Source organism: Vibrio profundi (assembly GCF_005281835.1).
Taxonomy (GTDB): domain Bacteria; phylum Pseudomonadota; class Gammaproteobacteria; order Enterobacterales; family Vibrionaceae; genus Vibrio; species Vibrio profundi.
Genome location: NZ_RZIS01000002.1, coordinates 752,008 through 768,188, shown reverse-complemented (window position 1 = coordinate 768,188; position 16,181 = coordinate 752,008). Strand labels below are relative to the sequence as shown.

General features: G+C 43.4%; 11 protein-coding genes. 7 read left to right on the top strand and 4 right to left on the bottom strand.

What is annotated here, in order from left to right; all coding sequences use genetic code 11:
- Positions 1-98 precede the first annotated feature (98 nt).
- The 3 genes from ELZ11_RS08340 to ELZ11_RS08330 all read left to right on the top strand — a co-directional run bounded on the left by ELZ11_RS08340 (position 99) and on the right by ELZ11_RS08330 (position 5,576).
- A complete protein-coding gene (locus ELZ11_RS08340; RefSeq protein WP_137356917.1) occupies positions 99-1,337 on the top strand; it encodes an L-lactate MFS transporter in 1,239 nt (412 codons plus the stop codon).
- 74 nt (positions 1,338-1,411) lie between these two features.
- Positions 1,412-3,016 (top strand): VRR-NUC domain-containing protein, encoded by a 1,605-nt coding sequence (locus tag ELZ11_RS08335; protein WP_137356916.1) that lies wholly within the window; start codon positions 1,412-1,414, stop codon positions 3,014-3,016.
- A gap of 205 nt (positions 3,017-3,221) precedes the next feature.
- Positions 3,222-5,576: a fatty acid cis/trans isomerase gene (locus ELZ11_RS08330; RefSeq protein ID WP_137356915.1), complete on the top strand. Its 2,355-nt coding sequence runs from the start codon at positions 3,222-3,224 to the stop codon at positions 5,574-5,576.
- 100 nt (positions 5,577-5,676) lie between these two features.
- Here ELZ11_RS08330 and ELZ11_RS23780 read toward each other — a convergent pair whose 3' ends face one another.
- Positions 5,677-5,844, bottom strand: a complete 168-nt coding sequence (locus ELZ11_RS23780) for a hypothetical protein (RefSeq protein WP_167494651.1) — start codon at positions 5,842-5,844, stop codon at positions 5,677-5,679.
- A gap of 401 nt (positions 5,845-6,245) precedes the next feature.
- Here ELZ11_RS23780 and ELZ11_RS08325 point away from each other — a divergent pair, with 401 nt between their 5' ends.
- Positions 6,246-6,434: a hypothetical protein gene (locus tag ELZ11_RS08325; RefSeq protein WP_137356914.1), complete on the top strand. Its 189-nt coding sequence runs from the start codon at positions 6,246-6,248 to the stop codon at positions 6,432-6,434.
- A gap of 115 nt (positions 6,435-6,549) precedes the next feature.
- Here ELZ11_RS08325 and torS read toward each other — a convergent pair whose 3' ends face one another.
- Positions 6,550-9,474 (bottom strand): TMAO reductase system sensor histidine kinase/response regulator TorS, encoded by a 2,925-nt coding sequence (gene torS, locus ELZ11_RS08320; protein ID WP_137356913.1) that lies wholly within the window; start codon positions 9,472-9,474, stop codon positions 6,550-6,552.
- 94 nt (positions 9,475-9,568) lie between these two features.
- On the opposite strand from torS, the gene torT reads away from it, so the two are divergent.
- Entirely contained in the window at positions 9,569-10,618 is a 1,050-nt protein-coding gene (gene torT / locus ELZ11_RS08315) for a TMAO reductase system periplasmic protein TorT (protein WP_137356912.1), read from the top strand.
- Between the two features lie 26 nt (positions 10,619-10,644).
- A complete protein-coding gene (locus ELZ11_RS08310) occupies positions 10,645-11,100 on the top strand; it encodes a methylglyoxal synthase (RefSeq protein ID WP_137356911.1) in 456 nt (151 codons plus the stop codon).
- A gap of 55 nt (positions 11,101-11,155) precedes the next feature.
- Here the strand turns inward: ELZ11_RS08310 and ELZ11_RS08305 are convergent, their stop codons facing one another.
- On the bottom strand, positions 11,156-11,512 hold the full coding sequence (locus ELZ11_RS08305; protein ID WP_137356910.1) for a VOC family protein: 357 nt from the start codon (positions 11,510-11,512) through the stop codon (positions 11,156-11,158).
- A gap of 9 nt (positions 11,513-11,521) precedes the next feature.
- On the bottom strand, positions 11,522-13,591 hold the full coding sequence (gene helD / locus ELZ11_RS08300) for a DNA helicase IV (RefSeq protein WP_137356909.1): 2,070 nt from the start codon (positions 13,589-13,591) through the stop codon (positions 11,522-11,524).
- A 177-nt stretch (positions 13,592-13,768) separates the two neighbouring features.
- Here helD and yccS point away from each other — a divergent pair, with 177 nt between their 5' ends.
- Positions 13,769-15,922: a YccS family putative transporter gene (gene yccS, locus ELZ11_RS08295; RefSeq protein ID WP_137356908.1), complete on the top strand. Its 2,154-nt coding sequence runs from the start codon at positions 13,769-13,771 to the stop codon at positions 15,920-15,922.
- Positions 15,923-16,181: the final 259 nt, after the last annotated feature.

Here is a 16,181-nt window from a genome sequence, read left to right as displayed (position 1 = left end):
AGTTGATAAACGCAAACTAATTTTGAGAAAATATAATACTAACCCGTCCATATTGAACTGATCCCATCATTCAAATATCGACAAAACCGAGAATGAAAATGAGCAAGATTGATAAAGCTATGCGCATCCTGCTAGCAGGTTTCTGTATCAACCTGTGTCTAGGCATCCTGTATGCTTGGAGTGTATTTAACAAAGCACTTGTAACCGATTTTGGCTGGAGTGCAGCTGAAGCTTCTTCTCCTTACGCTATCGCAACTATCACTTTCTCTGTTTGTCTTCTTGTTGCTGGTATCCTTCAAGACCGTATGGGTCCACGTAAAATTCTTATCTTAGGTACTGTTTTAACAGGCTTAGGTATGATTGCATCTGGCTTTGTTAACTCGCCACTTATGCTAAACATCACATTCGGTGTAATCACTGGTGCTGGTATCGGCTTCGGCTACGCGTGTTTATCGCCGTCTGCAATGAAATGGTTCCATGCTTCTAAGAAAGGTATGGTTAACGGCCTTATCGCAGCTGGCTTCGGTCTTGCGGCTATCTACCTAGCGCCGTTAACGTCTATGCTGATCACTGAAATGGGCATTAACACAGCGTTTATGATTCTTGGTGTGGGTGTTCTTGCTATCGCAGTACCTCTTGCTTGTACAATCAACAACCCACCAGCAGATTACACGCCAGAAGCGCCTAAAGTAAAAGCTGGCCAAGCTCCAGTTGAAGTGAAGAAAGCAACAGACATCAGCTGGAAAGCAATGCTAAAAACGCCTCAGTTTTACTCTCTATGGGTAATGTACGCGTTCGCTGCATCAGTTGGTCTAATGATCATTGGAAACATCACGAACATTGCTAGCGTTCAAGCAAACCTGCCAAATGCAGTTTACCTTGCGTCTATCCTAGCCATCTTTAACTCTGGCGGCCGTGTTGCTGCAGGTATCCTTTCAGATAAAATTGGCGGCGTTCGTACTCTTCTTCTTGCATTCATCCTGCAAGGTGCAAACATGGTACTTTTCGCAACGTTCAACACTGAATTCACGCTAATCATCGGTACTGCAATTGCAGCGGTTGGTTACGGCACTCTACTAGCGGTATTCCCATCTCTAACTGCAGAGTTCTACGGCCTTAAGAACTACGGTACTAACTACGGTGTGCTTTACACATCATGGGGTATTGGCGGCGCAATCGGTGCAGCAGTTGTAGGTTTCTCTATGACTAACGGCGGTGGCTATGGCCTAGCTTACACAGTATCAGCTGCTATGATGGGCGTATGTATCGTACTTGCTTTCATCACTAAGCCAATTACTGAAGCTAAAGCAGCAGAATTAAAAGCAGCTAACGCTTAATCTCTACAATAGATTGATTTCAAAACGAAAGAGCTTAACCTTAGGGTTAAGCTCTTTTTGTATGTAGTAACGATATGGAATCCCAAGTTCAACTCGCTGACGACTATTACCTGGATAATTTTTTAAAGCTCACCAAACACGCTCTAACTTGGTATGACGATTTGCTTTCACGCGACGAGCACCTTTGGCTAAGTAACTTCAATGAGTTAAATCGCCAAGCACAATGTCTGTTGGTCAGAGTACTGGCGAGAAAAGGATATTGGTTTCGGAGCGATAAGCTCAACTATTCAGAGATTCCAAACCAAACTATCGCGTTAGAGCAACTGGCTTCGGCAAACTTTATTATTCTATCTCCCACAATTGATGAGCAAACACTCGCACGTGAATTATTAACCAAACCAGAGTTAGTTAAGCTATTTCCCAGCGTCTCGAAAAGTCTCAGCAAGACTCAATTTATTGAAGCACTTTCTTCTGCAGTATTTACAGGCGAGCTTGAGTTTACTTACCTACGCCTACTGCAACCTGAAATCATTGATGTTCTACTCGCGCTTTTCTTTGCAAACACCCATCAAGACCTTAGCCAGTTCGTCTTAAGTGACCTCGGCCTAAACAAATTTGAACCTTATCAGCTTAGTAAGCAACTGCGGTTTTTTGATAGTCGAGAACAAGTTGATCAACTACTGTTTATCAGCAGACTAAAACAAGAATATCTGGAAAGTGATAAAAAGAATTTAGATAGCCTCAGCGCCATTAAACGAGCGCTCCCAGTGCATGGAACTCACCCATATGTGAACCGTAAGTTGGATCGCTTAATCAATGATATCGCTCGGGACTTTGAGCGTTTAGAAGAGTACACCTTCGCACTCGACCTGTTCACAATGACGACTTTGCCTCCAAGCCGAGAGCGACAAGCACGTATCTACGATAAACTGGCTGATTACGACCGTATGCGTGACATAGTCACTTCTATGCAATCCTCCCCTAATGATGTCGCAGAACGAGAAGTAGCGCTCAAACTATCACAACGACTATCACGTATCGAAGGGAAGAAAGTTTCTCGCATCAAGAATCCTGAAATAAATACAATCGAGCTAGAGCTAGACCTGTCTCAGCAACGAGTAGAGCTCGCAGTTAAAGAACACTACGAGCAACAAGGGTGGACGGTTTACTTTATTGAAAACCAATTTCTCAATGGGTTATTTGGACTTGCGTATTGGGATGCGATTTTTGCTCCCATTGATGGTGCTTTCGTCAATGAATATCAATATAAACCCATGGATCTCTACCACTCAGATTTCGTCGGTAAACGGAAAACATTGGTCGATAATTTAACTCAGCAGATCCTGAGCGAAGGGTTGTCTCCTTGCTTCAAGCGATACCAACAAAAACTCAATACCGCGAACCCTTTTGTTCATTGGAATAGCATCGACTTACCTTTACTTGGATACGCATCTTCCGCGATTCCTAATCATCAATTAGTAGCCCTGTTTAACATCCTGTTAAGTGATCTAAAGCTTTATCGAAATGGCATGCCCGACCTCATCGCGTTTAAAGACTCACAGTTTGAGTGGATCGAAGTAAAAGGCCCTGGTGACAAACTTCAAGATAACCAATGGCGTTGGATAAGCGAGTTCAAACGTTTAGGCATCCCGTTTTCACTGTGTTTGGTCAATCAATGATTGGCCCCGTTATTTGTTGCTAAATGACGAACCATTAGCACGTTCCTCCAATAAAAACTAAGGCTCAACCAACACCCCCAATCCATGCTTGGTTGAGTCTTTTTAGAGACATATATCAGTTTAGATGAATGCTAAACGCCACGACTATGAGCATTTTCAATCGGTTGCGATATACTTAGAAAAAATCAAAAATCTAAATGTGCGCATGAATCTAAAAAAAATCCTTCTACTAGCAGTGGTCAGTATCTTCTCTGGTTGTGCAGTCTACGCAGGCCTTAACTACGATGAGCTCTTTGGTGAACAAGAAGTTCGTGAACGTACTGCTCCCGTTGTTTCTGCTCAAGCTCAACACTTTCTGAATGAAGTCAAACCTATCATTGATAACCGCTGTGTGGTTTGTCATGCATGTTACGATGCGCCATGTCAACTAAAGATGTCCTCTGTAGAAGGAATAGATCGTGGTTCAAGCAAAGCCCTTGTTTATGAAGGCACTCGCCTTACGGCGGCCGCACCCACTCGATTATTTGAAGATGCGCTCACAACACAAGAATGGCGTGATGCAGATTTTCACCCAGTTCTCAATGAGCGTATACAAAGCCCGGCAGCGAACATTGATGCTGGTTTGATGGCTAGAATGTTACTGCAAAAAGAAAATCACCCACTGCCAGATCAAGTCCAACTTGAAGGATTTGATTTTTCAGTAGATAGGAAGCAAACCTGCCCAACAATAGAAGAATACGCGAAATACGAGCAAGACCACCCGACTTGGGGGATGCCTTATGGGATGCCAAACCTAGATAAGACTGAATATCGCACTCTTATGGGTTGGCTAGAAAATGGGGCAATTATGAACTCTAAGCTTCCTCTCTCCGAGGAAGAACTAAAACAGGTGGCGGCATATGAGCAATTACTGAACAAGAGTGCTCGTAAAAATCAGCTAGCCGCTCGTTACATATACGAGCACCTATTCTTGTCCCATCTATATTTTTCCGAGCTTGATGGCCCAAAAACCTTTTTCTCACTCGTTCGCTCTGCAACTCCGCCAGGCCAACCAATTCAAAGAATATCCACTAGGCGGCCATACGATGATCCGAAAGTTGATCGTGTTTTCTATCGCTTAGTACGTGAACAAGGCACTATTGTCGACAAAACACACATGCCATTCGCTTTAAATGCTGAACGTTTAGAAAACTGGAAAACTTGGTTTATCGATACGCCTTACCTCGTTGAAAAACTACCAAGTTACAAAATTGATGTTGCCGCAAACCCAATGACGGCATTTGAAGCAATCCCAGTAAACTCACGCTTTAAGTTTATGCTCGACAATTCACAGAACACCATTATGGCCTTTATCAAAGGTCCGGTATGTCGTGGTCAGCTAGCACTCAACGTCATCAATGACCGTTTCTGGGTATTCTTTGTCGATCCAGACAAAGCAAACGTTCCTGAAATCAACGAGTTTTATGCAAGCCAGCGAGATAACTTGAAGCTACCTAGTGAGCTCGACAGCAATACTTTACCTGTCACTAACTGGGTAAAATATGCAGCGCAGCAAGCTCGTTACCTAGACGCCAAGTCGAAGTTCAGTAACCAATGGTTCCAGAATGGTGAGTATTTATCTACGGATGTAGTGTGGCAAGGTGGTGGCGTTAACCCCAATGCTGCTCTCACAGTATTCCGTCATTTCGATAGTGCATCGGTTGTCCAAGGTTTAGTCGGCACTAAGCCTAAAACAGCTTGGATTATGGACTACACACTATTAGAACGCATTCACTACCTGCTGGTCGCAGGCTTTGACGTATACGGAAACTTTGGCCACCAGCTAATAACCCGTATGTTTATGGATTTCTTACGCTTAGAAGGTGAAAGTAACTTCATTACCCTTTTGCCAAAAGACGTTCGTCACCAAATTCACTCTGATTGGTATAAAGACCAAAGCACACAGCTAAGCGACTTCTTACAGCGAAATGTTGCACCATTTGATCAACCTTCGAGCGTCGTTTACGAAACTGAAAACTATAAATCTGAACTTTACGACAAGCTAATTGAACGACTTGAACCGGTGCTCAGTGATCGCTATAAGATCGTCGACACAGGCTTCAGTGAGAACAACCAAAAGTTACTTGATTCAATCAACAACATTAAAGGGGAAGGATTAATTCACGTTCCTCAAATCATGATGCTGATGATCAAGAGTGAAAGTGGTGAGGATCAGCTATTTACCTTATTGCACAATAATGCACACAGTAATATCTCAAGCTTATTTGATGAAGAAAGTAATCGAGATTATGCCAATGACGACTTAACCATTGTCCGAGGTGTCATTGGTAGCTACCCTGCAGCGTTCCTATCTCTGGACGAGAAAGACATCGAAGAATTAGTCAAAACACTTGGTAGCCTAAAAACGGAACAAGACTACATTAAGCTACTGGATCGCTTTGCCATTCGACGTAGCTCAAGTGAATTCTGGCCATTCAGCGATCGAGTTCATAAGTGGTACCAACAAAACCAACCTATCGAGTTTGGGCTGTTAGATTACAACCGATTCGAGAACAGATAAGTCAAGTCAGAGTAAAGCATCAGCCAATAAAAAAGCCGTAAGTGCAATCACTTACGGCTTTTTAATGTTCTATTAATGGTCAAATCTAACTGCGAATATTTTACTTCTTCGCTTCACGGCAAGCATTGATTTCCATCGTCACCGCTTTGCCATCCACTACGCACTCAACAAGTTTCATCCCGCCAGTACCAACACCAGAGCCTGCACCGTTGTGTGCAAATGCATTAAAAGAAAGAGCTGCAATCATTAACGTTAGAATTACTTTCACTTTTCAACCTTTATGGAATGGTATTTTGTCAGGGTAAATTATATACACCATACGGATTAATGCAATGTGATATACGCTTATTAGACAGATATGCGCATACCGGTTCGAAACAGCCCGATGGAAAAAGTATGTACAAAGCGGCTTACACGATGTAATTCCCTGCCCAAAATCGACTTAGAAGAAAACGGCATAGAAGAGTACCGTGAAATACTTATTTGTCTCATAACTGAGCAGAGTCTAATAAGTTATTGGATCGCTTTGTAATTCGGATCTACATCTGTAAGTTTGGGTGATCAAGCTAACCAATTGACTCACTAAGCAAAGAAAATCGACCGATCGAATCCAATTTGCTGGACTATAATCGCAGTGAGAATCGGTAATATACTCACTGGGAGGCTCCTATGAGGATTAGAGACAATATCGAAGCTCTTGAGCAACAAATTTACATTGCATGCTCCGAAGGTGACTACGACACCGTGAACATGTTAGAGAACCAGCTGGAACTTCTCAGAGGGCGTGCAGAGCACCCATTTGACGATGATGCTAATGCCTTAGATGTACAGATGTTTAATGATAATGATTGGTCTTGATATGCCCACTCTAATATCAGTCTCAAGCAAATTAAAAAATCCTCTACCATGTAGAGGATTTTTATTTAAGGAAATCTCGTACTGAAAACTGTCATCGATTCAGCGTTTCACCGGGCTAGCGATAAACCTGCAAAGCTTGTTTAGATTGCTCAAGCATAGATTTAAGCTCACCTTGTTTTGCTCGATAACAATCCAGCGGATCGCCACTAATTTCGATATCACGACAAAGAGAAAACAGCGCACTCAGCCCTAAGCTTCCCGCTGAACCTTTGAGTTTGTGCGCCAAAGACTTTATCAACGTTGGGTTCTCATCAAGCAAGCTTTGTTCAAGTTGTTTAACGATGTCATCGCTACTCGACTCAAATAAGCCAATAATGGTACTCATTTTCTCTTGCCCAAGTATTTTCAGGTCAGACTCAACCACTTTTGAGTTAATGATCTTACTTGATAACGACTGCGCAGTGAGCTCTGCTTCTTGCCTAGCTGTCTTTTCTATTTCAATCTCTTGGGGTAATAACAAGGCCTTACCTCCTAGTTTCGCAGCTATCAATGCTGCCAAGGCTTCTTTTTCAAGTGGCTTAGGTAGAAAGCCGTCAAAGCCTGCATCGAGATAGCTCTCAACTTCTTCATTGAACACATGGGCAGACACTGCAATCATAGGCGTTAATTCTGAAGCTTCAACGTTACTTTTCGCCCGTTCGATTGTTTTAAGTTCTTGCAATAAGTCGGTGCCGTTGCAATCGGGCAAGTTAATGTCTACCAAAGCAATATCAAAACTTTGTTGTTCTAGTTGCGTTTTTGCCTCTACCCCGGACATCGCTACCACCACCTCATGGCCAAGGTTATTCAAGAAGCCTTCAGCGACAATGCAGTTCACCGGATTATCTTCAATCAATAAAACTTTGGCTCTGACGCTCTCTTCATCCGCAGTTAAAACGGGAAGTTGAACTTCCTCACCGGGCTCTAGTTTCAGTGAGAACCAAAAACGGCTGCCCTCTCCTTCTGTCGAATCAACACCTATTTCACCGCCCATGGTTTCCATAATACGCTTACTGATCGCCAGTCCAAGCCCTGTACCGCCCGCTTTGTGATGGCCGGAACTTGCCTGAGTGAACGCATCAAACAAGCCGTTCAATTCAGATTCAGCAATACCGGCACCAGTATCAGAAACTTCAAAAAGCAGCTTTTTCGAATCATCTAAATCTAGGCTGATATAAATATCGACCGAGCCACTGTCGGTAAATTTAATCGCGTTACCAACAAGATTATTGAGTATTTGGCTCAATCGAGTCACGTCACCTCGCCAATATTTTTCAACATCGCTTTCAATAAAATAACTGAAATCGATCGACTTCTCTCCAGCCCGACTTTCCATCAATTGGTAAGTATCTTGCACCATTTGATGCAGATCGAACGACGCAATACGGATTTCCAGATGACCCGCTTCTATTTTCGAATAATCTAAAACATCGTTCAAAATCGCCAATAAGTTTTTACCGCTTCGGTTAATAATATCGGCATAGCCAAGTTGTAAGGCATTTAGCCCCGTATCTTTAAGTAACCTCGCAGTACCAAGCACACCGTTCATTGGTGTACGGATTTCATGACTCATCGTTGCTAAGAATGCCGATTTAGCACGGCTTGCTTGTTCGGCCGCTGAACGCGCTTTGGCATGGTTTACTACCTCTACGTTCAATCGTTCATTAGTCTGCTGTAGTTGATAAGTACGTTCCGTCACCAGCTCTTCAAGGTGCTCTTTATGGTCTTCTAACTCGCGCTTCGCTTTTGCTTCTCCAACAGCAACCACTTGTAATGCTTGCGCAGTGTTGCGCGCAGTAATAATCGCTTCACCAATATGAGCCAACTCGTCATTACCTTTGACCGGAATATCGATATTAAGCCGGCCTTGAGCGATAGACATTAGCGCCGCAGAGTATTCCGTTAGGCGTTTTACAACCGAAACGTACACTACTCTCCACACAATGAAAGCCACAATGATCAAACCAATGATCGAGATAATGGACAATGACCACTGCGCGTAATTCAGCGTCGTTGTGAGTTCTTCTACTGCTTCTGTTGTACTAAGATTTGAATCGTCTACTAAGGTATTGACCGTGGCGTTTAACTGAGCAAACAATTCCAAGGTATTACGCATCAAATATTCAGATTGCTGCTCGTTTTCGTATTGCCTTAGCAAGATATCGAACACGACTTTGCGTTTTCCTAACTCAGTTAGCAGATCCGCCATTTGCTGAGAACGAGTCGGGTCTTCGACCGCTTTCACCCGTCGTTTCATTATGGTTAAGTTGGATTCAAAATCAGATTGAATTTGATAGATACGCTCGACATTGGTAACAGTTTGCGTTTCTTCAATCTGATTAAGCATACGAAACGCCAGTAAATGCAGTTCATGTAAGCGTTCAGACAAGTCCAAATCGACTTCAACTAATGCATCTAATGCTTGGTACGCTTTTTCAGTTTGGGCTGTTTCTAATAAGTCGTAGATATGAGTGACATTTGCCACCGCGATTGTGCTGGTATTGAGAACTTGAGTACGGGTTAGCTGCTCAAGCTCTTCACCCAATTTACGCATTTCTCCAACGCGTGACGTGAGCTCTTTCGCCAACCACAGTTTACGTTCAACAGAGACACCCAGCTCCCCGAGCGTATCGATGACACTTTGGACATTGGTTTCCAAATTCGACAGTAGCTCAGAATCAAATGAGTCCACGCCTAGATCTTTAATATGCTGAAGTAAGGATTCGAGCTGATCGAAAAGTACAGTGCCAGCAGCTTTACGCTCCTGCTCATTTTTAGCGTTAGAAAGCGTATGTACGGAAGAGATAATACGAGTACTAAGCTCTGATACTTGCCTAGCTTCAATCATGGCAGGGATAGCTGAGTCCACTACGTTACGCTCTGTCTTAGCAACAAAGCTAAATCCTGACACCCCTATCAATGCGGAAAGTAATACCAACAGCGCCATCGCTAAAAAAGACACCAATAACTTTCGGCCTATACTCGCCGTTGCTAACCACATATTCCGTAAACCTTAAAATCGTTCTTCTTTACCCATCCAGAATACGCTATATTTTGCAATGTTTACTTATTCAATGCCAATAAACTGCTTATTCATGCCAATCAAACGCGCTGCATTATCATTATTTCTCACGCTAGGCGGAGTATCCTTCTCTTCGCTTTCTTATTCAGCCAATTCAAGCTTCGATCAAAAAAACACCCAGCCTATTGAAAAAGTCTGCGCCATTTACCCACACTTAAAAGACTCGTACTGGCTCTCCGTTAACTATGGAATGGTTTCTGAGGCAGAAAAGTTAGGCATCGACTTACGAGTGTTAGAGTCTGGCGGCTACCCAAATAAAACTAAGCAAGAAAGGCAACTGGAAGTATGCAATGAATGGGGAGCCGACGCGATTATTCTGGGTACCGTTGCTCCTGACGCTTTCTACAACAATCTAAGTAATTGGGTTGGCACCACTCCAGTATTTGCAACGGTGAATAAGTTATCGGTCAATGACAAGCAATCGGAGTTAGTTAAAGGCACAGTAGGCGTAAATTGGACGGAGATGGGTTACCAAGCCGGACAGTACCTCGCACAAAAGCACCCTAAAGGTTCCGAGAAGGTAAACATCGCCTTGCTACTTGGACCACAATCTAGCGGTGGAACAAAACCAGTGGCTCTCGGTTTTTATGACGCAATCCAAAACAGTGAAATCAATATTGCGATAAGCTACTGGGCGGACAATGATAAAGAGCTGCAACGCAATTTAGTACAGCGTGTCATTGATATGCCAAATATCCAGTATATTGTAGGCAGTGCGGTCGCCGTTGAAGCTGCAATCAGTGAGTTAAGAGCAGCAGGTAAAACTGGTGAGATCGGCTTAGTCTCAAGCTACTTAAGTCACGGAGTGTACAGAGGGTTACTTCGTAACAAAGTGCTTTACGCTCCCACTGATAAAATGGTCGAACAGGGTCGCTTATCTGTACAGCAGGCGGTAAGCTATCTGCGTGGACAATCTTATGATACCAAAGCGACACCTACTATCGAGTCACTTACTCCAACAACTTTAGGTGGTAAAGTCATTGCTGACTCTTTGTCTCCTTCGGAGTATCGACCTATTTTCAGTGTCGAAACGCGTGTAGATTCAACGGACGATAACAAATAAAAATTCCAATAATTAGGTAGACAATAATGCAAAAAACAACGAGAACAATGCCAGCTCATAAACACGTTGCTCTAGTTGCTCACGACAACTGCAAACCAGAATTATTAAGATGGGTAACGGAAAACAAAGAAAAGCTGCAAAAGCACTTTCTCTACGCGACAGGTACAACAGGTTCAATGCTAAGCAAAGAAACAGGCTTAGCCATTAAAAGCATGATCAGTGGCCCAATGGGTGGCGACCAACAATTAGGCGCACTTATTTCTGAAGGCAAAATCGATATGCTTATTTTCTTCTGGGATCCGCTCAATGCGGTACCGCATGACCCAGATGTCAAAGCACTGCTTCGAATCGCAAGCGTTTGGAATATTCCAGTGGCGGCTAACCGCGCTACGGCAAACTTCCTATTCAGTTCAAGCTTATTGGAAGAAGAAGTGGCTATCGAAATCCCAGATTATGAAGCCTATTTAGCAGAGCGTACATAATCTAGCCTACTCTAAACACTAAAAAGCCAGTCTCTCGACTGGCTTTTCTTTTGAACTATTTATCGCTCCATACCGCCATTTCATTGCCACTTGGCTCAATGAAATGAAAACGTCGGCCGCCAGGGAAAGAGAAGATGTCGCGATTAATTTTACCATTAGCTTGTTCAACTGCAGCCAATGTTTCTTCTAAGTTCGCACTATAGAACACCATCAGCGCTCCCCCTTTTTCCGCACTTGAAGCTAATTCGGCTTGGTAAAAACCTCCTGTTAGCCCCTTAGCGGTAAAAGCTGCATATTCTTCGCCGTAGTCTTCAAAACTCCAATCAAAAACAGATTTGAAGAATACTTTAGTCGCGGGGATATCTTTTGCTGCAAACTCTATGTAGTTAATCGAACCATGTTCTAATTCCATTTCGTATCCTTACTTTTTCTTAATCACTGGATAATCAAATTCATGCAGTTCTTGGACAAAACCGGAACCGTCACCACTGTGTGTAATCCACACTTTTTCTTTGGCTCTGGTCATTGCGACATAAAACAGGCGACGCTCTTCCGCATAAGGGAACAGATCTGATGACGCCGTCAACGCGCCATCAATATGCAGCTGTTTTTTCTTCGCTGGGAATTGACCTTCATCCACAGCCAAAATGATCACGAAGTCAGCCTCTTTACCTTTGCTGGCATGGCATGTCATAAAGCTAATATCGACCGAGGTGTAGATCTGCTTCCAATCCTCTAGCAGCTCCGGCTTATGGTAATGATTGCGTCCAAGTAACAGCACTGATTTCTTTTGCTTGGCTTGGTGATCAATCTGCCCCAGTATTTTTTCGACATCCTTACTCGGTGCAGTATAGACCGCCTTTTGCTTCTGCTGTTTGAAGCTATTGAGTGTTTTTGGCAGCTGTTTGGGGTTTTCCTGAATAAAGCGATTAGCCACCTCACCCAGCATATTATTAAAGCGATAAGTTGTATCTAAATGGTGAATCGTCGAGCTTTCAAAACGCTCTTTAAAACCGGTGGTTAGATCAACATCTGCCCCTGCAAACTGATAGATCGATTGCCAATCGTCGCCTACCGCAAAGATTGAGGTTTGTTGGTCATCTTTGCTTTGAGCACACAAGGCTTCCACCAATGCTAAACGGTCTGGCGAAATATCTTGGTATTCATCAATCATGATGAATTTCCAAGGTGAAACAAAACGTCCTTTTTCGATGTACTGAGTCGCTCGACTGATCATGGTTGAGAAGTCGATATGCTTTTGTTCTTTGAGCATTTTTTGCCATGCCGTGACACATGGCCAACATAATGCAAGTTCGCTATTCAAACGCGTATAGTCGGAATGATCCACCAGCTGTTGCTGAACTTCTTTCTTTGTTAGACCAGAAGCCGATAACTGATCTAACTGATTTTCTAGCCAATTGATAAGCTTAGGGTTTGAAGCATGGCTACCTAACTCATCATCACCCGTTAGGTAGGCGATAGGCCACTTAGATAAATGCTTTTGCCAGCGCTTAAAATTGGTCGGTGTCATCCAGTGCTTTTTCAACCAATCAATGCACCAAGCTTGCTTCTGGTTACTATCTAAAGCTATAGGTGAAATCACGACGGGTTCAGGCTCAACTTGATTGAGTATCTTTAATCCCAGTTGGTGGAAAGTGTTCACCTGCACTTGTTCGGCAGACATCCCCACTTTGTCATCTAAGCGCTGTTTCATTTCGTCTGCCGCTTCACGGCCAAACGCCAATAACAGTAGTTCATGCGCTTGAGCTTGATGACTCTGTAATAAATAAGCGACACGCGCTGTCAGAACGCTTGTTTTACCAGAACCAGCGCCCGCCAAAACTAAGTTATGATCATCGTTTAGAAGAACTGCATATTGCTGAGAAATGTTAAGCGGAGACGATTCACACTGCGAAAAGAGCACCTCCCAATTTGCTCGCTCTGTATCTAGCCACTCCTGATTTCGTCGCTGAAGTCTCTCAGCAGTGTCGTTCAACCAAGGTTCAAGCTTCTCAACTCGATGAGGTAATCTTTGCTGTGCTTCGTCCAATGTCATTGTCATCGCTTCGAGATCTTGTTTGACCTGAGCGACCCAAGTATTTACTTTCGAATTAGATAGAAAGGCTGGAAGGTGTTCTAAGCGATTCAGTTCAACTTCCCACTGCGGAAGATGTACAGCAAGCTGTTCACATTGTGTATTGTGCCATTGCTGATAAGCAGCAATCGCGACCCGCGCGAATTTACGACATTTTTCCCAGGGTAGCCCTTGCACCAACCAGCTGCGTTCAACACCGTCATTAGTGTGAGCAAAAAACTGAATCGAACCCCAAAATATCCCACGACGTAATGCCACTTTCCCATTCCACACGGTAAATGGAATGCGCTCTTCACTGCCTATTGAAGAAAGTAATAACTTTTGATCGTCGAGTTCAACTTGATGGTATTCATTTTGAATAAAAAACTGTGCAGTCTTATTCGCGCTTAGCTGCATTGGTACTACGCTCTTAGTTTGGGAATCCCCAATTTATATCATGCCGCCACTGGAAATAATAATAGTCAGCATCCTATTGGTGATTTCCTGAGCATCTAAAGGAAAATATCGACCTGTATCATAATCTTGCTATTGATATCTGCTAGGATTGTGGTTTTCCATTGCCTGTTCATCACTGTGAAATTATCTGCAAATTTACGCCTCTATTGGGCCAATAAAACCATCAACTACAGCATTCTCATTTTAATTACTTTACTTGGTGTGGTGATTCCGGCTTGGTACTTCAAACAAAATACGCTGATCACTCCGTTGATTTTAGGCGTGATCGCTGCGGCACTAGCAGAAAGTGATGACAGTTTTACCGGTCGTCTCAAAGCACTAACTTTAACCTTTATCTGTTTTGCCATTGCTGCTTTTTCCATAGAGCTGCTCTTTGATACTCCTTGGCTATTTGCCGCAGGGCTATTCATCTCGACTTTCGCCTTCATCATGTTAGGCGCCATTGGGCCCAAGTATGCGAGTATCGCTTTTGGATCGCTATTGATCGCGATCTATACCATGCTTGGTGCTCACGAAAGCCACAACTTATGGTTCCAGCCTTTATTGCTACTTTCTGGAGCGGCTTGGTACTACTTTATGTCTATGATTTGGCAGATATTTTGGCCAATGCAGCCCGTGCAACAAAACCTCGCTAAAGTGTTTTCCGAAGTGGCCGCATACATGGACACGAAATCCGAATTATTCCACCCTGTCCGAGATCTCACTCCTCAGCCTTTTCGTATTACAGAAGCGAAGTTAAACGCCAGCACCGTCCTTGCGCTAAATACATGCAAAACCACACTGCTTAATCGTTCAAAGCGTGGTCATATTGATGGGCCTAGTGACCGCTTTCTGAACATCTATTTCATGGCACAAGATATTCATGAGCGAGTCAGTTCAAGCCACTACCGCTATCAAGAGCTTGCACAACATTTTGAACGTTCCGATGTATTGTTCCGATTTAAGTATTTGCTAGAAGCGCAAGCGAATGCCTGTCGTGATATCGCTCATTCCCTAAAAGTTGGATCAGAGTATCAGCACAGCGATAAATCCATGATGGCTTTGGATGAACTGCAATCCTCCCTGCACCATCTTCAACAGCAAAATAATCCGCAGTGGAAAGGATTGCTCGGGCAGCTAGGCTATCTGTTTAACAACCTTGCGACGGTTGAAAAACAGTTATCAAACATCAACAACCCAGACGCAGAAAAGTTAGAAGAAGACACGCTTGATGATACCAACCCACACACGCTCAAAGCGATGTGGCTAAAAATCAAAGCTAACCTCAATAAAGATTCCATGCTATTTCGCCACGCGATTCGTATGTCGTTAGCATTGACTGCTGGTTATGCGATCATTCAAGGGTTAGAGATAGAAAAAGGTTACTGGATCCTGTTAACCACGCTGTTTGTTTGCCAGCCCAACTACAGCGCAACACGTCAAAAACTGACTGCGCGTGTGATTGGTACAGTAGCAGGCTTGTTAATTGGTGTGCCATTGCTGACCTTCTTCCCATCCCAAGAAAGCCAATTGGTGTTCATTGTGGTTAGTGGCGTAATGTTTTTCGCTTTCAGAATCAATAACTACGGTTTTGCGACTGGCTTCATCACCTTATTGGTCCTGTTCTGCTTTAACCAATTAGGGGAAGGCTACGCAGTAGTATTACCAAGGCTCGCAGATACGTTTATCGGCTGTCTGCTCGCAGTATTAGCGGTAATATTTGTACTACCAGATTGGCAATCCAAGCGCCTTCACCGAGTAATGGGTGACGCCATTAACTCAAATAAGCTTTATTTGGGTCAGATCATTGGACAGTATCGGATCGGCAAAAAAGACAATTTGAATTACCGCATTGCTCGTCGTAGTGCCCACAATAACGATGCGAACCTAACTTCTGCGATTAGTAATATGCTCGTTGAGCCAGGTAAATATCGAACTGCTGTTGATGAAAGCTTCCGATTCCTCACTCTAAACCATGCGTTACTCAGCTACATTTCAGCTTTAGGCGCCCATCGAACTCGCATTGATGACGAAAGCACGCACAAACTGGTGTTGGACGCTCATCGAGTTATCCACCAACACTTAGAAGCACTGCATCACCAACTCGACAGTCATTGTGAAGAGTGTGATGTCAGCGATATCTATGACCCAGATCTAGATAAACGTCTCACAGAATGGCGTGAAGAAGATGAAGGATCAGTGCGCATGGTGTTGCAACAGCTCCACCTCATTTATCGAATGCTGCCAGAATTACATGAACTGGCCACTAAATTCGCCGTGAAGGCACATTGATTTCAATTTAGAGACATCAATCACTCAACTTCAGTCACGTGTCATACGCACTTTTCAAAGACTTATGTTGACATTCGGTTAGGTTGACGTTTTGTTGACCTTGCCTGACAATTCTCGGACAAAAAACGACCGCTGCAATTTATAGTAGATTCATCATTTGGAAAATGAGTTTTGTTATGAAAGGACCTCACTCACAATCCAACATTTTTCAGTGCTTAAAAACCAATACCCTAAGAAGTAATTTTCTCGATGGTGCCGT